This window comes from Halopseudomonas pachastrellae, assembly GCF_900114765.1.
GTDB lineage: Bacteria > Pseudomonadota > Gammaproteobacteria > Pseudomonadales > Pseudomonadaceae > Halopseudomonas > Halopseudomonas pachastrellae.
The window spans coordinates 31,334-51,247 of record NZ_FOUD01000023.1 but is presented as its reverse complement, the minus strand read 5'-3'; the positions used below and the strand labels follow the sequence as shown (position 1 = coordinate 51,247).

Here is a 19,914-nt window from a genome sequence, read left to right as displayed (position 1 = left end):
CTGCAAAAGATGATGATCACCCATGCTTGATGCCAAACTCGTTCGTACTCAACCGCAACTGCTCGCCGAGCGCCTGGCCACCCGTGGCTTTGCGCTGGACCTGGCCCAGCTCGATGCCCTGGAGTCACGCCGCAAGGCCGTCCAGACCCGCACCGAAACCCTGCAGGCCGAACGCAACAGTCGCTCCAAGTCGATCGGGCAAGCCAAGGCACGCGGTGAGGATATCCAACCGCTGCTGGCCGATGTCGACCGTATGGGTAACGAACTGGCTGAGGCCAAGCAGGAACTTGAGGGCATCCAGCAGGAGCTGGACGCGCTGCTACTGAGCATGCCCAACCTGCCGGCCGAATCCGTTCCGGTCGGTGAGAGCGAAGACGAGAACGTTGAAGTGCGCCGCTGGGGCACGCCGCGCAGCTTCGACTTTGATGTCAAAGACCACGTGGCGCTGGGCGAGCAACACGGTTACCTGGATTTTGAGACGGCTGCCAAGCTGTCCGGCGCGCGCTTTGCTCTGATGCGCGGGCCTATTGCCCGGCTGCACCGCGCGCTCGCCCAGTTCATGCTCGATCTGCACGTCAACGAACACGGTTATGAAGAAGCCTATACGCCTTACCTGGTTCAGGCCGAGGCGCTGCAGGGCACCGGTCAGCTGCCGAAGTTTGACGAAGACCTGTTCAAGATCAGCCGTGGTGAAGATCAACGGGACCTGTACCTGATCCCGACCGCCGAGGTCTCGCTGACCAACATCGTCAGCCAGAGCATCCTCGGCGCAGAAGAGTTGCCGCTGAAACTGACCGCCCATACCCCGTGCTTCCGCAGCGAAGCCGGCTCGGCTGGTCGTGATACCCGCGGCATGATTCGCCAGCACCAGTTCGACAAGGTTGAGATGGTGCAGATCGTTCGCCCGGCGCAGTCCACCGCCGCACTCGAAGAGCTGACCGGCCACGCCGAGGACGTACTCAAGCGTCTGGAGCTGCCGTACCGCACCATGGCGCTGTGCACTGGAGACATGGGCTTCAGCGCCCAGCAAACCTACGATCTGGAAGTCTGGATTCCGAGTCAGGGCAAGTACCGCGAGATTTCCTCCTGCTCCAACTGCGGCGACTTTCAGGCCCGCCGCATGCAGGCTCGCTGGCGTAACCCTGAAACCGGCAAGCCGGAGCTGGTGCACACACTGAACGGCTCAGGCCTGGCGGTAGGCCGCACGCTGGTTGCCGTGCTGGAGAACTACCAGCAGGCTGACGGCAGCATCGAAGTGCCGCAGGCCCTGCGCAGCTACATGGGTGGCGCCGACCGCATCGGCTAAGCTGACAGAACCCTTCACCTCAGCGGGAGCCGATGGCTCCCGCTTTGCCGTTATGACCTTGTAGACGAGACGCACCTGTATGGAATTTCTGCCGCTGTTTCACAATCTTGCCGGGCGTCGTGTACTGGTTGTCGGCGGTGGCGAAATCGCGCTGCGCAAAGCGCGGCTTTTGAGTGAAGCAAAAGCTTGTCTGTACGTGGTTGCGCCACAGATCGAACCCGCCCTGCGCGAGCTGGTCGCCAACGGCCACGGCAGCGTCCGGGAGGGTGGCTATCAGCCCTCGGACCTGGATCATGCTGTTCTGGTGATCGCCGCTACCGACGATGAGAGCCTCAATGCGCGGGTATCGGCCGATGCCCAGGCGCTGCGCATCCCGGTCAATGCCGTGGACGCGCCTCACCTGTGCACGGTGATTTTCCCCGCCATTGTCGACCGCTCCCCGTTGCTCATCGCCGTTTCTAGCGGCAGCCATGCACCTGTACTGGCACGCCTCACACGGGCCCGTATCGAGACCCTGTTCCCCGCTGCCTATGGCCGCCTGGCACAGCTGGCCAAACGCTTCCGCCAGCAGGTGAAGGACGCGTTTCCGACCATCAACCAGCGCCGCGCCTTCTGGGAGAACATCTTCCAGGGCGAGGTGGCTGAGCGTGTCTTCGCCGGCCGTGACGCGGAGGCGGCGGTCATGCTGGAAGCCGAGCTGCGCGGCCAGCGCGACAAGGTCTATCAAGGCGAGGTCTACCTGGTGGGGGCCGGCCCGGGCGACCCGGACCTGCTGACATTCCGTGCACTGCGCCTGATGCAGCAGGCCGACGTGGTACTGCATGACCGCCTGGTAGCACCGGCGATCATTGACCTGTGCCGCCGCGACGCTGATCGCATCTACGTTGGCAAGGCGCGCAGCGACCATGCAGTGCCGCAGGAGGAAATCAACCAGTTGCTGGTGCGTCTGGCCCAGCAAGGCAAGCGTGTGCTGAGGCTCAAAGGCGGTGACCCCTTCATTTTTGGCCGTGGCGGCGAAGAAATCGAAGAGCTGGCAACCCACGGCGTGCCGTTTCAGGTTGTACCCGGCATTACCGCTGCCAATGGCTGCTCGGCCTACGCGGGCATCCCGCTGACCCACCGTGACTACGCGCAGTCTGTGCGCTTTGTCACTGGTCATCTGAAAGACGGCAGCACCAACCTGCCATGGCGTGACCTGGTCTCGCCGGGGCAGACGCTGGTGTTCTACATGGGCCTGGTCGGTCTGCCCGATATTTGCAGCCAGCTGATAGCCCACGGGCGCGATGCGCAGACGCCCATTGCGCTGGTACAGCAGGGTACAACGCATAACCAGAAAGTGCTGATCGGCACCCTGGCCGACATGGCCGAGCGGGTGGCCGGAGAGGCGATCAAGCCGCCGACGCTGCTGATTGTCGGCGAAGTGGTTCAGTTGCACGACAAACTCAAGTGGTTTGAGGCGCAGGCCGGCACGCGGGGCGTACTCGGTACCGATCAGGGCTAAACTGCCAAATGCTGGACGCAGAGCCGTCCAGCTCTGGTACGCCGCGAGCTAATAGGGCAGGGTGTAACCCACTGTTTCAGGAGTTACCCATGACTACATCTGCTCTCACGCCCCCGGCATCAGACGACCATCCGGTGCTGTTGCCGGACGATTTGATCAAGACCGTTCACGGATTCTTCAATCGCATCCCTTATAACCAGCTGCTGGGTATCGAAATCGACGAGATTCGCCCTGACTGCGTGGCGATGAGCATCCGTATGCGACCTGACCTGATCGGCAACTACACCCAGGGCATCCTGCACGGCGGCGCCATTTCCTCGCTGATCGACGTCTGCGGTGGGGCTATGGCGATGATCGGGGCATTTGAAAGGCACGCACATCTAAGTCTGCAGGAGCGCATGGTACGGCTGTCCAAGCTGGGTACCATTGATCTGCGGGTCGATTACCTGCGCCCGGGCCGCGGCGAGCAGTTTGTCTGCACCTCTGTTCCGCTGCGCTCCGGCAATAAGGTCGGGGTGGTGCGCTCCGAGCTGCACGCCGATGACGGCAACCTGATCGCAGTCGGAACGGGCACCTACCTGTGCGGCTAGCCGATCGTCTTGCCCGTGACCGAGGCGCGCTCTGACAGCTCGATCCAGATGCCGTCCGGGTCGCGGATAAAGGCGATTCGGGCGGTGCTGCCCATGTTTACCGGCGCCTTTGTTCCCTCGGCTCCAGCCGCCAGAGCGCTGGCATAGGCCGCGTCGCAATCAAAAACCTGCAGCGTGAGATAGCGCAGTCCTTTGGCCACCAGCGGGGCAGTGTCAGGGGCGCACCTCGCGCTTGCCTGCTCAAGCAGTAGCAACGCCTCGCCGCAGCGCAGCACGCCCGGCGACACCTCGGTACAGGCAAGCACCTGTTGGTAGAACTGGCTGCTCTGGGCCACATCGGTAACCTGCAGGCGAACGGCCAGGCCGTTGATACCCTCATGGCCGGCCGGTACCAGGGTAATGGCGTTGCCGTCCGGGTCTTGCAGCTCGCGCGGTGCGCTAAGGCCGGCAACCGCCACCAGCAATGCGGCAATTGGCTGACGTTCAGCCATCGGCAGGGCGTCGCGTGCATCATTGAGTTTCAGCACCGCATCGCCTGCCTGATAGCGGTGCTGGCGTACGCCACCACCCAGCTTGAGCGTATGGTCGAAAGGCAGGCCTACCTGCTCAGACCAGAAACGCTGCTGCGCCTCATACTGATTGGTGAACAATCCAACATCGAAATAGCCTTTGGCCAGACTCACAGGGCTCTCCCGGCAGTGGGCGGGGCGGGACCCCGCAGATAACCACCTCAGGTGCACTGATGGTGGAGCAGGGTACAAGCCTAGTTCGCCTGCCGCAGGTAGAGCCAGATCGAATCAGCAGACAAATTTTCAATCATTGCGTCCGCTTATCGGCGCCCGTCAGTGGCGCTGGCGACGCACCAGCAACCAGCCACCCAGCACCACAAGGGCAATCACTGCCAAGCCGAACAGCAGCAAGCTCAGACGGTGGTTGGCAATGAACTGCTCGCGGCCATTTTTCTTCACCTGCTCCCAGGCTCGGTAGTCATCGGGCACTTCAATCACCTGGTTGCGAACCACATAATCGCGGTAGATCTGCATCATCTGCTCGACCTTCTCTGGATGCTGTTCTGCCAGGTTGTGTCGCTCCAGTGGGTCTTCGGTCACGTTGAACAGCTGCGGGCCGCTGCGAGCCGGAATCGAGCTGGTCTTGGAGGTCACAAGCTTGTAGTCACCCAGCCACACGGCAATGCCACCGGCCAGTTCATATACCGTAGGCTGGTCCGGGGCATGGATCCGCTCGGCGCGCCCTTCAAGCAGCGCGCGCATGCTGGTGCCCATAATGTCGTGCACTGCCTGGCCGCGATACTCGCCATCGGGCTGTGCGACGCCGGCGATATCCAACAGGGTAGGCGTGATGTCGGTAACGTAACCAAAGCTGTGAGTTCGCGTGCCGGCCGCGATACGGCCAGGCTGGCTGACAATCAAGGGCACCCGCATGCCACCGCTGAACGGTGAGCCCTTGAACGAGTAGAACGGCGTATTGGAGGCGTAAGCCCAGCCCGGGCCGTATTCGCTGTAGCTGCCGGGCGCGCCCAAGGCGTCGTAATCAGTGTTGTAGCGCAGGCGGTAGAACAGCGGCGCCACCTCACGCAGCACCGTGGACTCACCGCCGTTGTCGCTCATGAACAGAATCAGCGTGTTGTCATACTGCCCGCTGTCCTTGAGATAGCGAATGACCTTGCCGATGCTCTGATCCATCGCCTCGGCCATGCCGGCAAAAACGGCCATCTGACGGCTGCGATAGGCCTTCTCATCGTCGCCCAGCGTGTCCCAGTCGATGTGGGTGCGCTGGTAAAAGGTGCCCCAGTCGTCGGTCACCGGGTTTTCACCGCTGTCTGGCAACAACCCGCTGGCCAGTTGGCGCTGGTAGCGATCCGCGCGAATCTGATCCCAGCCGGCGTCATACAGCGACTGGTAGCCCTCTATGTACTCTTCGGGCACCTGGTGGGGCGCATGCACAGCCTGAAAGGCCAGGTAGCCGAAAAACGGTTTACCCTGCGCGCGGCCGCCATCAATGTAGCTGATCAGTTTGTCCGCGTAGGTAAACGAGGAGTAGAAGGTGTCAGGCAGCTCCACCGGCGCGCCATCCTCAAGCCAGGTGGCGCTGCCGCCTGGCAGGTAGTGCTTGGCTTCCCAGTTGTCGGCTCCGCTTTCCATCAGGGCAAAAGAGCGGTCAAAACCGCGCGCCACCGGCTGACTCTGCGGGCGTGCGCCCAGGTGCCACTTGCCCGCCATGTAGGTGCTGTAGCCCGCGTCCTGCAACAGGCTGGGCAGGGTAACCACGCTGTCGTTCAACCAGCCCTCGTAACCGGGTTGCCCCTTTTGGTTGTCGGCCATGATTTCCTTCATGTTGCCCATGCCCACCAGATGGTTGTCTACGCCGGTCATCAGCATCGAGCGGGTGGGTGAGCAGGTGGCGGCAACATGGAAGTTGGTGAACTGCAGCCCTTCGGCAGCAAGCTGATCAATGTTCGGCGTGCTGATTTCACCGCCGTAGGCGCCGGCGTCACTGAAGCCCAGGTCATCGGCGACGATCAGCAGAATATTGGGCCGTTCCGCCGCCACAACGCAGGTCAGGGGGCTGCCGAAAGCAAGCAGCAGGGCAAAGGGAAGCATGCGCTGCATGAGGGTATCCTTGTTGTTCTATTGATAGCCGCCAGTATCCTCGTTTGCAGCTGCCCGGGCTGCGGCCCTGGATGGCCAACCGACTGACTCTGGCAGCCAGCTGTCAGCATCCTGGAACCCCGTTGCGGTAGTGCCGAATATGCTGTCGTCCCGATTGAACAGGAACTCTGACCCGTCGCTGCCGTCGACTAAGTATCGGGCGCCTGTTGTGTGCGTCGGGTTGCATACATCAATGGAGGTAATACATGTCGGATCACCACCTGTACAAACGCATCGAGATTGTCGGCTCTTCACCCACCAGCATCGACGATGCCATCAGCAGCGGTATCGCCGAGTGCGCCAAGACGGTAAAAAACCTGGAATGGTTTGAGGTGCAGGAAACCCGTGGCCATATCGTCGATGGCAAGGTCGCGCACTTCCAGGTGGTGATGAAAGTGGGCTTTCGCGTCGAGGGCAGCTAGTCCAAAGCCACGTGACCAGCCCGGCTGGTCAGCACAGATTCAGCGGGCGCTGTGCAAGGATCGCTGCAGCGTCTAAGGTTAATAACCAAACCCGGCAGGAAGCCGTCCAGCAGTCGTCATTCGCGCCGAAACCCACGTTTAACGCGGAGACGACCTATGCTGGTAATTCTGCACGGCTGGAGCGACAGCTACAGCTCCTTTCGTGACCTCGCCAAACGCCTTGCCAACCCACCACCTGACGGCATCGCTGCCGAGGTAGCGGACATCCACCTGGGTGACTACATCTCGCTGGACGATCAAGTCACCTTTGCCGATCTGGTTGCCGCCCTTGATCGCGCCTGGGACGACCGCGGATTGCCTCGCGCGCCCAAGAGCGTTGATGCGATTGTGCACAGTACCGGTGGCCTGGTCATTCGTGACTGGCTAAGGCGCTTTGCCCCCGATTGCCGCCCCATTCACCATTTGCTGATGCTGGCTCCTGCAAACTTCGGCTCCCCGCTGGCGCACACCGGGCGCTCGGTCATTGGCCGCGCGGTTAAGGGCTGGAAGGGCACGCGGCTATTTGAAACCGGCGCGCAGATTCTCAAGGGTCTGGAGCTGGCCAGCAGCTACAGCTGGGAACTGGCCGAGCAGGATCTGTTCAGCGCCGACGCGCCGCTGGGCGATGGCAGCCTGCTGTGTACCGTACTGGTCGGCAATAGCGGCTACAGCGGGATCGCCGCCGTTGCCAACAAACCCGGCACCGACGGCACCGTGCGGGTATCAACCGCCAACCTGCAGGCCGCCCGCATGCTGATCGACTTCAGCCATCAACCGGACGCCGCGCCTCGTATCGACTACCAGGAAGCCCCGGCGCAAGGGTTGGCCTTTGCCATAGTCGACGGGGAAGATCACGGCAGCATCACCGCCAAGGGTCGCGGTACCCGGGAGTCGATAACCTGGAGCCTGATCTGCGGCGCGCTGATGGTGCCGGACACTGGCTTCGCCGACTGGCGTGAGCGGTTGGCGCAGCACACCCTTGAGGTAAGCCGCGCTGCCAGCCAGCGTGGCGGAGATCACTATAACGCCTACCAGAACACAGTCATCCGCGTGCTGGACGACCAGGGCGCATCCGCTACCGACTACATCATCGAGTTTTACTTCAATGACGACAAAACCCGGCGAGACCGGCGTTTGACTCGCCTGGTGCAGGAAGAGGTCATCAGCTCGGTGCACGTGTACTCTCAAGCCAAGCATTACCGTAGTCTGCTGATCAATTGCGACCGCTTGCAGGCGCTGTACGAGCGCCCGGGTGATCGCCTGTACGTGAGCATTACCGCCTGTCCCGAACTGGTGGATAACAAGGTGGGCTACCGCACCTATCGCGACAGCGACATCGGCGCGCTGATGCTGGATGCAGATCAGGCCCGAGACCTGTTCAGGCCGCACCGCACTCTGCTGATGACGCTCTGCCTGAAGCGCTATCAGCAGGCCGATGTATTCCGCTTCAAGGCGGTCTGAGAGCCGCGTCACGGCCATGTCATGAACGGGGAACCTTTGCATACTCGGCTCATCACACTAGGGAAGCACTGAACGATGGCCAAGGCAGTAGGAAGGAGCAACACGGGCATGCGCGCGCATTACCTGCAACACGTCGAGTTTGAAGGGCTGGGAATAATCGAGGACAGCCTGCGGGCAAGGGGAGTGGAGGTCAGCGGCACCCGCCTGTACGCAGGAGACAGCTTGCCTGCGCTCGATGACATCGACCTGCTGGTGGTCATGGGTGGCCCCATGAGCGTCAACGATGAGGCTGAGCTGCCTTGGCTGGCGGCGGAAAAGGCGTTTATCCGCCAGGCGTTAACCGCCGACAAGCGCGTGCTGGGGGTATGCCTGGGAGCGCAGCTGATCGCCAGCGCGCTGGGCCAGCGGGTCTACCCCGGCGCGGAGAAAGAAATCGGCTGGCTGCCGATTCACGGCAATACGCACCTGAACGGCGCGGCCTTTCATTTCCCCGACCAGATTGACGTTCTGCACTGGCATGGCGAGACCTTTGATCTCCCCGCCGGCGCGGTATTGCTGGCCTCAAGCGAGGTCTGCCGTCACCAGGCATTTCAGTTGGGCCGCTCGGTCATCGGGCTGCAGTTTCACCTGGAAGCCAACCGTGCGCTGCTGGATGCCTTTGTCACCGCCGATGCCGCATCACTGGTGCCGGCCGGCCAGGTGCAGAGCGCAGAGCAGATCCTGGCGGTGCCGCAGGACACCCTGGATGCGACAGCCGCCTTGCTGGAGCGCCTGCTTGACTACCTACTGGAGGAGCAGCCATGAAAAAACACGCACTTGCGCTGGTCGCACTGGCCGCTAGCGCAGCGGCCGGCTGCGTGCGTCTGCCAACAGGCGTGGAACCGGTCAGCCCCTTTGACGCCGAGCGCTATCTGGGTACCTGGTACGAGGTCGCGCGCCTGGACCACGGCTTTGAGCGTGGCCTCAGTCAGGTCACCGCCGAGTACAAACAAGCGGCTGACGGCAGCATCAGCGTGATCAACCGCGGCTGCAACGCCGAGGAAAAACAGTGGGATCAGGCAGAGGGCACCGCGCGCTTTGTTGACGACGACAACACCGGTTATTTGAAAGTGTCATTCTTCGGCCCCTTCTATGGCACCTACGCTGTATTCGGGCTCGACGCGGATTACCAGCACGCCTATGTTTCGGGGCCCAACCACGATTACCTGTGGCTGCTTGCGCGCGACCCCAACCCCGACGCAGAGGTTAAAGAGGCTTTTGTTGAGGAAGCACGTGAGCGCGGTTTTGCGGTCGAAGAGCTGATCTGGGTGCAGCAGGGCGATAGCGCCTGCCCTTGAACGACCGCAAGAACAAGCCCCGTATTTGGGCATGGCAGGAGGCCATGAATACGGGGTATTCTGAGCACAAACAATAACCCGCAGGGCAATTGACCGTGCTCGACATGACGACCCTCATGCTGGTGCTAGCGCTGACCACGGCTACCGCTGTGTTGTGCCTGCTGGTTGCCGCCGCGCTCAACCCGCAAGTACCGGCCATGCGCTTTTGGGCGCTGGGCCTGACCATGATCGTCGCCGGGGCCCTGTTGCAGTCTGCCCGGGAATATCTGCCACTGTGGATCAGCGCAGTAGCACTCACCCAGGGCTATCTCGTGCTCTGGTGGGGCGCACGCTGCTACCGTGAGCGCGCCTTGCCGCCACACCTGCTGCGCTATCAATTGCTGTTTCTGCTGGCCCAGGGACTGGCTTTCTTCGTTCTGCGTGATTCTCTGCGTTTCAGCATTCTTACCCACAGCGCGGTGGTCGTGGTCATCAGCCTGCTGATGGCCCGAGAGCTGGTGCTGACGCCGGGGCGACAACGCACGCTGACGATTGCCTGGTGTGTAATCTGGGGCCTGCACGCCGCGCTTTACCTGCGCCGCTTCGTGCTCTACAGCATTGACCCGGTGTATATCCAGGCCACCACCTTCGAGCAGGCGGAGCCGGTCGAGGTACTCAACTACCTGGAAGGGATCGTCTTCATCTACGCATTTTCGATGCTGTGCATCATGTTCCTGCTGCGTCGCCTGCAGGAGGAACTCAAGCAGCAGGCCAGCCATGACTCGCTCACCAACCTGCTAAACCGCCGGGCCTTTGATCAGGCGGCGCAGCAGCAATTGGCGGCGAACTCCCGCGAAGGCGTTGCTGCCGCCTTGCTACTGCTGGATCTGGACCACTTCAAACGCATCAACGATACCTGGGGACATCAGGCCGGCGACCGCGTGCTGGCGAGCTTTGCGCGCCTGCTGGAGGCCCAGCTGCGTGAACAGGACCTGGCGTGCCGCTTCGGCGGAGAAGAGTTTCTGCTGCTGGTCAGCAACGTTGATGACGCCCAGCTAGAGGCGCTGACCCAGCGCCTGCGGACACAATGGCAGAGCACCGATATCGGCGTGGGAGAAAACCGTTCCGGCGCCACCGTCTCTATCGGCTACACCCTGATCGCAGCAGGGGAGCACGCGCCACTGCATGCCCTGGTCGAGCGTGCTGATCAGGCGCTGTACCGCGCCAAGGAGAACGGCCGCAACCGTGTAGAGGCCTGGGACCCGGTGTTAAGCGCATCCTGACGATGCAAAATACGGGTAACTAATTTTCCTGATACGCATCTTGTTTTTGTCTACTCTGTCAAATAGAGTACTTTGCAACGATAAAAACAAAATAACGGACTTTACTATGCCACCTTCCCGTGAGGAGGCCGCCCAGGCGCTGCGCGAAATCAGCAACGTGCAGGCTCGTGTCGCCGGCTTTCAGGACTACCGCTTTGAGGCCAGCCAGCTCATGCTCTGGGGCAGTCTCAATATGGCTGGGTGCATCCTCAGTGCCCTGTTGCAGGCGCACCTGTTACTGATCTGGGGTGCGATTGCCCTAAGCGGCGTTATTCTGGGCACCCGTATGGCCTGTCGCAGCAGTGACGCTGCCGGCGTTGCTCCCCGTTATCTGCTCATCGTTCTGTCCATTCTGCTGTTCGACGTTATCTTGCATGTGCTGTTCTGGCCAATTACCCCGCGCCAGGGCGCCATGATTGTTCCCTTGTTCATTGCCACCCTTTACGTTATTCGCGGTGCCCAGTCGCGCCCACGCTACATCGTGCTTGGCGCAACGCTGGCGCTGCTGTGTTGCTGCGCTTACTGGTTTGCCGGTAGCCACTACTGGTGGTGGCTGGCGCTCAGCTGGGGTGGGACCCTGTTGGTTGCAGGCTGCTGGTTGCGGAGGTGCTGATGCAATCTCCCAATGACCTGATCCACCAGCCGGTACGCCTGAAGATCATGGCCGCGCTGAATACGCTTGGCTCGCGACAGTGGCTGGATTTTGTCTCGCTGCGCAGCATAGTCGACACCACTGACGGCAATCTTGGCGCGCATCTTGGCACCCTGGAAGGCGCCAACTATGTACAGATCAAAAAAGACTTTGTCGGCAAGAAACCGCGTACGCGGGTCTGCCTGACGGCGGGTGGGCGTGAGGCTTTTGGCCAATATGTGGCCGAACTGCACGCCATCCTGACACCACAGAACATCGAAGGCTAACCAGCCAGCGCATGCAACAGATCAAACAACAATCACAACAACCGGGGTTTCCATGCACATTCGTTCCTTCACTCACTCCGCCAGCCGTTGGCAACAGCGTTTGCGCGTCCTTTCTCTGCTGGTTCTGCTGGGCGCCGGTGGCACCTCGGCCGGACTGGTCCTGGCGCAGGCCGAGGTAGAAGAGAGCACCACGCCGCCAGCAACAGAAGTGTCAACAGTGGCACCAGCCGCCAGCAGTGAAGCCCCCGTACAGGTGCCCGCCGAGGTGACGCATACCAGCTTTGGCGTGAAGGAGATGTACCTGCAGGCCGACCCGCTGGTGAAGTCGGTGATGATCCTGCTGGTGTTCTGCTCGCTGCTGACCTGGGCCGTGCTGCTGGAGAAGATCTTTGTTTTTGGCCGCGCCCGGCGTCGCAACGCACGCTTTCTCAAAGCCTTCCGTGCCGGCCAGCCAGAGCAGCTGGGTGACCAGCTGGAACACAGCGCAATGGGCCGCATGTGGCAGGTAGCTCAGGGAGAACTGCGTCACTACCGCAACCTCAAGGCCGACAACGACGAGCCTGACCGCATCAACCGCCTGCTGCAGCGTATTGCGCTGACCGCCGGCATCGTTCAGGAGCGCGACCTGGCGCGCATGGGCAGCATGATGGGCGTGCTTGCCACCATCGGCGCGACCGCACCCTTTATCGGGCTGTTCGGCACCGTTTGGGGCATTCTCAACAGTTTTGCCAGCATTGCCACGCTGAAGTCAGCCAGCCTGGCCGTGGTCGCGCCCGGTATCGCCGAAGCTCTGTTGGCCACCGCGCTAGGTCTGTTTGCGGCGATTCCGGCGGTGATGATCTTTAACAAGTTTGCCCGCGACATTAACGGCTTTGTCGGCGCGCTGGACAACTTCTCGGCAGAGATGATCGCCAGTGTCTCCCGCCAACTGGACGAAGGGCGCTGATATGGGCATTCAGCTGAATTCCGGGCCGTTGGTCAAACGGCACAACTATCAGGAAAACGCCGAGATGAACATCACGCCCTTTGTGGATGTGATGCTCGTATTGCTGATTATCTTCATGGTGGCGGCGCCACTGGCAACTGTGGATGTGCCGGTTGACCTGCCGAGCAACGCGGCAGCGCCCAACCCGCCGCCAGAAGAGCCGGTGTACGTCAGCGTGCAGGCCGACGGCAAACTCTTTGTTCAGGAACAGGCATTGAGCCTTGAGCAACTGGCCGCCGGTGTGCACGCCATCACCGACAACGATGTGCGTACCCGGCTGTTTCTGCGCGGCGACAAGGCAGTGGAATACGGCACCCTGATGCAGGTGATGAACACCCTGCAGAAGGCCGGTTACAGCCAAATTAGCTTGGTCGCCTCGGAAGAACTGGAGCCCTGATGGACACAAACGCAAACCGCAGCCGCTGGCCTGTTCGCCTGCTGGTCGCGGCGGTGTCGATCGGCTTGCACCTGGCGCTACTGGCCTGGCTGATGGGCGCGCAGTTCCGCCATCAGCCGTTGCCGAGCGGCCCGGAGGCGATTGCGGTAGACCTGTATGTCCCGCCACCACCGCCGCCTCCACCTGAGCCAGAACCTGAACCGGAACCAGAGCCCGAGCCCGAGCCTGAACCAGTGCCTGAACCGCTCCCGGAGCCGCCGAAGCCTCAGCCAGCACCACGCCCAGCACCGCCGCCAACCCCGCCCAAGCCGAGCGGGCCGCCGGTGCATAGCTTTGGCGCGAACCAGCAGTGGGCGGCGCCGCCAACCCCGCCACCCAGCGCGCAGGCCAGCAGTCGCGGCCGCATGGCGCCTTCGGGTTATGCCGATACCGTCAAGGGCAGGGTGACAGCCCAGCTGCGGCGGCCCGCCGGCTCCGTCTACAAGCCACCGCCAGGTTATCGAGGCGACCCGGAGGACTTCAAACGCCAGTGCTACATCCCCTACGAGATAACGGTGGATGAGCGCGGCCAGATGGTCGCCTTCGAGATTGACCCCTGCGGCGACGCAGTACTGGATCAGGCGGCCGAACAAGCGATTCGCCAGGCCGGCCCGTTCCCGCCACCGCCGGGCGGCGGAGCAGGGCAGTACACCATTTATGGCACAGCCATTTTTATTGATTGATCAGGGAGTGAACGCATGTTGAACCCATCACGCGGCGCATTGATCGCTCTGACTGCACTACTTGGCGCCTGCGCCAGTAATCCGCCTCCGGGCCCAAAACCCAAGCCCGATTTAACCCCGCGCCTGTCCGCCTTGCCGACACCGGGCCGTGCCAGTTTCGACTGCAGCGGCGCCTTGCCGGAAGTACACCGCCAGGTGTGTGCCAGCGATGCCCTGGCCGCCCAAGACCGTGCTCTGGCAGAGCTGCTGCATAAGCGGCTGGACCAGTTGGACCTGCCCGGAGCCTTGGTGCTCGCTGCCAGCCAGCGCCAGTGGCTGCTGGCCCGTGGCGCCTATTGCGGGCTTGGCAATGCCTCCGACAGGTCGCTGGTAGACAACCCCGATGCCCAGCGCTGCCTGCAGGGGCTCTACCGCGACCGTATCGAACAGATACGCGCCTGGCCCGAGCCACAAACCGGTGCTCGATCCCAGCGGCACGCCTGGGCAAGCTATGCGGAGTTTCGGGTAGCAGATGAGCAGCGCGCCGGGTTTTGTGGCCCGATCGCCACGGCGCTCAACAGCGCACTGGCCGCCAAAGGTGACCCTGGGATCAACCAGTTGACTGGCGCTGAGCTGCTGGCCGGCAACCGGGCTGCGGACGCTGAGGTGTCAGCCAACGGCCATCGCTACCGGGTCGAGCTCTACAACGCGGGCCTGTATGCCGGGTATCAACAGCGCGCACGCGGCCTGCGTATCGATGATCGCGTGGTCATGGACCATCGCACCCTGCCAGCCTGGGTTGCCAAACAGCCAAACTACGGTGGCCGCGCCAACGCCTCCTCGTCACAAACCAGCGACTACGCCAGCATCGATCTGTTCAGCTATCAGGGCGAATTGCTGGCACTGGTCAATGAAACCTGGGGCTTTTATTCGCCGGCAGCGCGCGGTGAGTCAGCTTACGCCGGCGTCTACGCCCTGGGCGCAGATCTGCAACCGCTGTGTTTGATGCAAAGCTACCTGACGCCGCCGCGTACTGACACGTTGCGCGGCTTGCCGACCTTCGCGTTGCTGGATGCAGAGCTGAACAACCTGGCCGGCGACCCGCTACCGGGCTACTCGCAGCAAGATCGCCGCGACCTGCATCAGCGCTGGAAAGAATATCAGTGGACCTTGCTGAATCTGCCGTTGCTGGGGGTGGATGAATACACCCGCAGTGGCCGTGAAGCCGCTATCCGCGAGCGTCACGACGCGGCGATGGACGCTTTTTTTGCGTGGTCAGAGCGTAACCTCGGCAACAAGCAGCGCTACCGCAGCATCATGCCCATGCTTGCGCCGGCCCAGCAGGAGCTGAGCGGCATGTTTGCCGATCAGGGTCTCACCGCTGAGGAAGCGCAGTTGGCTGCCAGCCTGCTGCTGCACGAGACTTTTGCCCACAGCATGGAAAACCTGCAACAGCCGGAACAACTGCCGCAAGATCTGCCCGCGCCCTTTGCCCAATACCAACCGCGTTATGCCTTTGCGCCCGAGCCCGGAGCGCTGGAGCAGGGGCGCCAGTTTGCCACCCTGCACAGTGTGCTGCTCAATGGTGCACCACTGAACGTGGTCAGTGACTTTATCGACTACGAGACCGAGGTACTCGGGCCTGCACGCGGCCAGGGGCCAGACGGCGATACCGCCTTGATGGCAGCGGTTGCCAAACCCGATGCTGTTAGCCTGTTGCTGCAACGCGGGTTCGACCCCAATGCCGCCAATGCCTGGGGTAAAACACCCTTGATGGTAGCTGCCGAGCAAAATCAGATCGAAAGCATGCGTCGCCTGCTAGCCGCCGGTGCCAATGTGCATGCGGAAACAACGTCCGTAGCGGGCATCGGGGTGGGTGGCCCGGATCGGCGCGAGGCAACACAGGGCAGGCAGACAGCGCTGCTGTTAGCCGCCGCCAAGGGCGGAGAGGGCAGCATCCGCACGCTGACCGAAGCGGGCGCGTTGCGCCAGGCCTGGCGCGGATATGATCAGCAGATCTGCCGGGCCGTGACGGGCAATGCGCAGCTGTCGGCCAGCCAGCGCGACAGTTTCAAAGGCTCTGAACTCTGCGCATCGACCTATGCGCCATTGCCGGTCAGCGCGCAGAAGGCGGTAGACATTCGCGCCGGCGAAGAACTGCAGGTACGTGAGGATGGGCAGGTTTATCCGATCCGCCTGCTCACGCGCCCGGCCAGCGTACTGTTCGGCAGGGCAACGCGCCTGCACCCGAACGAGCTACTTGATGAGGTGGGTGCGATGGCGGTGAATGTTGCTATCACCGCGCAGCGGCGTGGCCGGGTCGACGTTGCCGGGCCGCTCAATCTGGTGTTCGATGACCTGGCCAGCAATACGCCTGAGCAACTGAACTTTACCGTCGCCTTCCCGGTCGACGGAACACCGGTACCGCAAGCGGGATACGTGACCCGTCAGGTACCCGAGCAGCAGGTACTCAGTCTTGACTTTGATCGCACGCAGCACAGTGTGGAGTCTGCATGGCGTGCTCTCTACAGTGCTGCCTATACTCAAGGGCTGAAGCCTGAGCAAAGTGGATACGTTGTCATCGACAATCGAGGCGTACGTCGAGTCAGCTATCAACTGGTGGTAACAGACCAGTACACGGAGTAGCCAGGCCAAGCCATGACCCGGTAGCGAAGCGGGCTACCGGGCCCTCGATAAGGACATACGCATGTTGCGACCGCTACTTCTGATCGGCTTGACCACACTGATCGTTGGCTGCGCCACCGCAGGCCATAGTCACAAGGAACTGCCGAGCTATCACCTGCCAAGCGATGACAACACGACGCTGAGTCGTTATGTCAGCGCCAGGCAGGCAGACAGCGGTGGGGAGTCGGGCTTTATACTTTTGCACAACGGCGCCGATGCGCTGGCCGCGCGTATTCGGCTGATCGACATGGCCGAGCAAAGCCTGGATATCCAGTACTATATCTACAACACCGATGTAACGGGTGGACTGATTACCGAGCACCTGCTCAAGGCTGCCGATCGCGGCGTGCGAGTGCGTTTGCTGATTGATGATGTCGGCGCCGAGCTGGAAGATAGCAGGGTTTCCACGGTGGATATTCACCCCAATATCGAGGTGCGCCTTTACAACCCGCTGAGCCTGCGCAGCGAGTGGCTGAAAGTGTTCAGCAAGCTCGGCGAGTTCGGGCGCATCAACTATCGTATGCACAACAAGTTGATTGTGGCCGACAACCAGGCGCTGATTACCGGCGGGCGCAACATCGGTGACGAATACTTCGCACTGACCGACGTCGACTTTCAGGACGTTGATGTTATCGGCATAGGCCCGATCAGCAACGATGCCTCGGACAGTTTTGATAACTTCTGGAACAGCGGTATAGCGATTCCGATCAACGTTATGGCCGACGCATCACATGCCGATGATCTGGCGGCGCTACGCGCACGCCTGGGCTCAAGCATGCGTGCTGCAGCAAGCAACCCCTACGTGCGCGCCGTCGAGCGCTCGCGCTTTCTCACCAAAATGGATGGCTCCAGCTTGAATTGGCACTGGGGCAAGGCGACCTGGTTCTACGATGATCCGTCCAAGTCGGATCCGCACGGCGACGGCAATGAGGTTGCGTTTCTGGGCCGCGCATTGGCCGAACCCATCCTGCAAACCGAAGAAGAGCTGCTGCTGACCTCAGCCTATTTCGTGCCGCGTGAGCCGGGCGAGCGCTTGCTGCTCAAGCTGCACGAGCGTGGAGTGGACATCTCTGTGCTGACCAACTCGCTGGCCACCACCGACGTGCTCGCCGTGCATAGCGGCTACGCGCGCTCACGGGTGCCGCTGCTCGAAGGCGGAGTGAAGATGTGGGAGCTGCGGCCCATTGCCGGCCAGCAAGAAAGGGCCAGCCCGTTCCTCGGCGAGTCCTTGGCCAGTTTGCACGCCAAGACCTTTGTCTTTGATCGCAAATCGGCCTTTGTTGGCTCGGTCAACCTGGACCCACGCTCGATCAAGCTCAACACCGAGGTTGGCGTTCTGATCGAAAACGAAGAGTTGGCCCAGGAAATGGTTGAGCTGTTCCAGCGCTGGACGTCCGAAGACTACGCCTTTGAGCTCAGCCTGGACGAGCAGGGGGATATGCGCTGGCAGGCTGAGGGTGAAACCTGGGACACCGAACCTGATGCCAGCCGGTTCCGCCGGTTCATGAGCTGGACATTGGGCTGGCTGCCCATTGCCAGCCAGCTCTAGCGTTCTGCGGCGCTTTCGCTCACCCGCCTGCAGCTGCCGGCGGGCTGGGCTTCAGGGCGCACTGATTAACTCAGACTACCGCTCTGCCAGTTGTTCATCGCTTCAAGATAGCCCCGGGCATGGCGCTGGGCGGCGTCCGGGTCACCCAGTTCTACCGCCTGATGCAGCGACTCCAGCGGCTCAGCAACTCTTGCCCAGGCGCTGCCCAGGGCCAGGAGGTCGCCCTCGAGCTGGTAACTCAGCTCCTCAAGCTGATGCAACGCCTGACTGTCTACCGGCTGCTGCAGCAACTCGGCAAGTGAGCGACTGTGTTCCTGCAGTTGCACCACGGCGCTTTGTCGCGCATGGGTGTGCTGTGGAGCGGGGTGTTGGGTTGCCAGCACAGCGGGGCTCATCATGCTGACAGTGAGACTGACGGGGACCAGGTAGACTTTCATTGCAATCTCGCAAGTGATAATCAAACTCATTTGAGTTTAGCTATCGCAGCACCGATTGCAAGTCCTTTCTTTTTGTAATGACAAATGGCGCTACCCACGCCAGCAACCAATCAGCTCAGAGCAACGGACTCAGGAAAAACATGCCCCGCTCCAGCACGCGAGCCGCCCGAGAGCGCTGCTTCCAGCGTTCCAGCTCCAGCGGCGTACTGTCTTGCAGGTAGCCGTCAAGCAGACGGCGGATACTGGCGCAGGCCTCGGGTGAGAACAGGGTCAGAGTCAGCTCAAAATTGAGCTGCAGGCTGCGAATGTCCAGGTTCACGCTACCCACCAGCGCCAACTGATCATCCATCAGCATCGCCTTGGTGTGCAGCAAGCCGCCCGCAAAGAGGTAGATCTCACCGCCTGACTGCAAAAGCCGCTCGAAGTAGGCGCGACTGGCCCAGCTGACCATGCGCGAGTCGTTACGCTGCGGTATCAGCACCTTGACGCGCACGCCGCGGCGCGCGGCCTGGCAGAGCGCGTCGAAGATGGCTTCCGAGGGTACAAAGTAGGGCGTGCTGATGGTAATGCTGTCGTTGGCGCGGTAGATGCTGGATAGCACCGCCTGCCCGATCAGGTCTCCACCGGTACCGGGGCCAGAGGGCAATACCGACAGCCACTTGTAGCAAGCGGGCGGACTGACGGGAGCAGGCGCCAGGCGGCGCAGGCCGGTTTCGACCTCCCAGTCCCACGCGAAGACCTTATCCAGGCCGTGCGCAGCAGGCCCTTCAAGGCGCAGCATGATATCCACCCATTCGCCAACCTTGGCTTCTTTCTTGAAGAAGCGCGGGTCGGCGATATTCATCGAGCCGCTGTAGGCAATGCGCCCGTCAATCACCACCAGCTTGCGATGCAGACGCAGGTCGATACGCTGCGCCAGTGCACGCCAGAGTCGAACGGGCAGGGCGGGCACGACTTCGATACCGGCATCAATCAGCCGTTTTCGCCAAGGCGAGCGGAAAAACGCGCGACTACCGGCATGATCAATCAAGAGTGATACCTTGACGCCACGCGCTGCGGCGGCAATCAGCGCCTCGGACAGGGTGTCGACACGGCCGCCTGGAAACCAGATGTAAGTTTCCAGGTGAACACTACTCTGGGCACTGGCAACATCGTCACACAGGCGGCTGAAAATAGCGTCTGGATTGTCCAGCAAGCTCATCTGCTCGTAACCCAGTGCCCCAAGCCCCAGACGCTGCTGCAGCATCTGGTGAATGCCCTGCACCAGCGAGCCACCGGGCAGCGAACCCCTTGGGCCCTGAAAGTCCTCAGCGATGCTGCTCAGGAAAGGCTCAACCATCTCCTCCGCGCGACGCGCTCGCTGACGGCCGAGATTGAGTTCACCCAGCATCAGATACAAGGCGGCGCCAACAACCGGCAGAATATAGATAACCAGCAGCCACGACAGCGTGACGCTGACCGGCGTACGTTTACCGAGCACGCGCAAGGTAACCACGGCAGTAAAAAGCCAGTAAAGTACGATCAGGGCGATGCCCAGAATGTGTTCGATATAGTCCATGACAGTGAACAGATAGGCGCTGGCTGGGTCGAAGACGCAATCTAGCAGGAAAACCCAC

General features: G+C 61.7%; 19 protein-coding genes. 15 read left to right on the top strand and 4 right to left on the bottom strand.

Features of this window, described 5'->3' with window-relative positions; translation table 11 throughout:
• Window positions 1–22 precede the first annotated feature (22 nt).
• The 3 genes from serS to BM116_RS16720 all read left to right on the top strand — a co-directional run bounded on the left by serS (window position 23) and on the right by BM116_RS16720 (window position 3,397).
• Window positions 23–1,306, top strand: coding sequence for a serine--tRNA ligase (gene serS / locus BM116_RS16730; RefSeq protein WP_083727767.1), 1,284 nt, complete (start codon window positions 23–25; stop codon window positions 1,304–1,306).
• Window positions 1,307–1,385: 79 nt separating this feature from the next.
• Entirely contained in the window at window positions 1,386–2,807 is a 1,422-nt protein-coding gene (gene cysG, locus BM116_RS16725; RefSeq protein ID WP_083727769.1) for a siroheme synthase CysG, read from the top strand.
• A gap of 89 nt (window positions 2,808–2,896) precedes the next feature.
• Window positions 2,897–3,397 carry a thioesterase family protein gene (locus BM116_RS16720; protein WP_083727771.1) on the top strand — a complete coding sequence of 167 codons (501 nt, stop codon included), beginning with the start codon at window positions 2,897–2,899 and terminating at the stop codon, window positions 3,395–3,397.
• Here the strand turns inward: BM116_RS16720 and BM116_RS16715 are convergent.
• Window positions 3,394–4,080 (bottom strand): VOC family protein, encoded by a 687-nt coding sequence (locus tag BM116_RS16715; RefSeq protein ID WP_083727773.1) that lies wholly within the window; start codon window positions 4,078–4,080, stop codon window positions 3,394–3,396. The two genes, BM116_RS16720 and BM116_RS16715, sit on opposite strands and share 4 nt — an antisense overlap.
• A 159-nt stretch (window positions 4,081–4,239) precedes the next feature.
• The gene (locus BM116_RS16710; RefSeq protein WP_083727775.1) at window positions 4,240–6,027 is read right to left on the bottom strand and encodes an arylsulfatase; all 1,788 of its coding nucleotides are present in this window, start codon (window positions 6,025–6,027) and stop codon (window positions 4,240–4,242) included.
• 245 nt (window positions 6,028–6,272) lie between these two features.
• On the opposite strand from BM116_RS16710, the gene BM116_RS16705 reads away from it, so the two are divergent.
• The 12 genes from BM116_RS16705 to BM116_RS16645 all read left to right on the top strand — a co-directional run bounded on the left by BM116_RS16705 (window position 6,273) and on the right by BM116_RS16645 (window position 17,861).
• Window positions 6,273–6,488, top strand: coding sequence for a dodecin (locus BM116_RS16705; RefSeq protein ID WP_083727778.1), 216 nt, complete (start codon window positions 6,273–6,275; stop codon window positions 6,486–6,488).
• 156 nt (window positions 6,489–6,644) lie between these two features.
• Window positions 6,645–7,988, top strand: a complete 1,344-nt coding sequence (locus BM116_RS16700) for an esterase/lipase family protein (RefSeq protein WP_083727780.1) — start codon at window positions 6,645–6,647, stop codon at window positions 7,986–7,988.
• 108 nt (window positions 7,989–8,096) lie between these two features.
• Window positions 8,097–8,792: a glutamine amidotransferase-related protein gene (locus BM116_RS16695; protein WP_083727782.1), complete on the top strand. Its 696-nt coding sequence runs from the start codon at window positions 8,097–8,099 to the stop codon at window positions 8,790–8,792.
• Window positions 8,789–9,325 carry a lipocalin family protein gene (locus BM116_RS16690; protein WP_083727784.1) on the top strand — a complete coding sequence of 179 codons (537 nt, stop codon included), beginning with the start codon at window positions 8,789–8,791 and terminating at the stop codon, window positions 9,323–9,325. The genes BM116_RS16695 and BM116_RS16690 overlap by 4 nt, the downstream gene beginning before the upstream one ends.
• 104 nt (window positions 9,326–9,429) lie before the next feature.
• Window positions 9,430–10,587, top strand: a complete 1,158-nt coding sequence (locus tag BM116_RS16685; protein WP_139056979.1) for a GGDEF domain-containing protein — start codon at window positions 9,430–9,432, stop codon at window positions 10,585–10,587.
• 106 nt (window positions 10,588–10,693) lie between these two features.
• Entirely contained in the window at window positions 10,694–11,239 is a 546-nt protein-coding gene (locus BM116_RS16680; protein WP_083727788.1) for a hypothetical protein, read from the top strand.
• Entirely contained in the window at window positions 11,239–11,544 is a 306-nt protein-coding gene (locus BM116_RS16675) for a winged helix-turn-helix domain-containing protein (protein WP_083727790.1), read from the top strand. The genes BM116_RS16680 and BM116_RS16675 overlap by 1 nt, the downstream gene beginning before the upstream one ends.
• Window positions 11,545–11,596: 52 nt before the next feature.
• Window positions 11,597–12,490, top strand: a complete 894-nt coding sequence (locus tag BM116_RS16670) for a MotA/TolQ/ExbB proton channel family protein (protein ID WP_083727792.1) — start codon at window positions 11,597–11,599, stop codon at window positions 12,488–12,490.
• 1 nt (window position 12,491) lies between these two features.
• Window positions 12,492–12,926 (top strand): TonB system transport protein ExbD, encoded by a 435-nt coding sequence (gene exbD, locus BM116_RS16665; protein WP_083727794.1) that lies wholly within the window; start codon window positions 12,492–12,494, stop codon window positions 12,924–12,926.
• Complete coding sequence (locus BM116_RS18905) at window positions 12,926–13,648, top strand: TonB family protein (protein ID WP_175494051.1); 723 nt, start codon at window positions 12,926–12,928, stop codon at window positions 13,646–13,648. Before exbD ends, BM116_RS18905 begins: the two co-directional genes overlap by 1 nt.
• 15 nt (window positions 13,649–13,663) lie before the next feature.
• Window positions 13,664–16,273 carry an ankyrin repeat domain-containing protein gene (locus tag BM116_RS16650; protein WP_083727798.1) on the top strand — a complete coding sequence of 870 codons (2,610 nt, stop codon included), beginning with the start codon at window positions 13,664–13,666 and terminating at the stop codon, window positions 16,271–16,273.
• Window positions 16,274–16,334: 61 nt separating this feature from the next.
• Entirely contained in the window at window positions 16,335–17,861 is a 1,527-nt protein-coding gene (locus BM116_RS16645) for a phospholipase D family protein (protein ID WP_083727800.1), read from the top strand.
• Window positions 17,862–17,926: 65 nt separating this feature from the next.
• On the opposite strand, the gene BM116_RS16640 is transcribed toward BM116_RS16645, so the two are convergent.
• Together BM116_RS16640 and cls are read right to left on the bottom strand one after the other, a co-directional pair.
• Complete coding sequence (locus BM116_RS16640; RefSeq protein ID WP_083727802.1) at window positions 17,927–18,298, bottom strand: DUF6746 family protein; 372 nt, start codon at window positions 18,296–18,298, stop codon at window positions 17,927–17,929.
• Between the two features lie 115 nt (window positions 18,299–18,413).
• Window positions 18,414–19,856 carry a cardiolipin synthase gene (gene cls / locus BM116_RS16635; RefSeq protein WP_083727804.1) on the bottom strand — a complete coding sequence of 481 codons (1,443 nt, stop codon included), beginning with the start codon at window positions 19,854–19,856 and terminating at the stop codon, window positions 18,414–18,416.
• Window positions 19,857–19,914 lie beyond the last annotated feature (58 nt).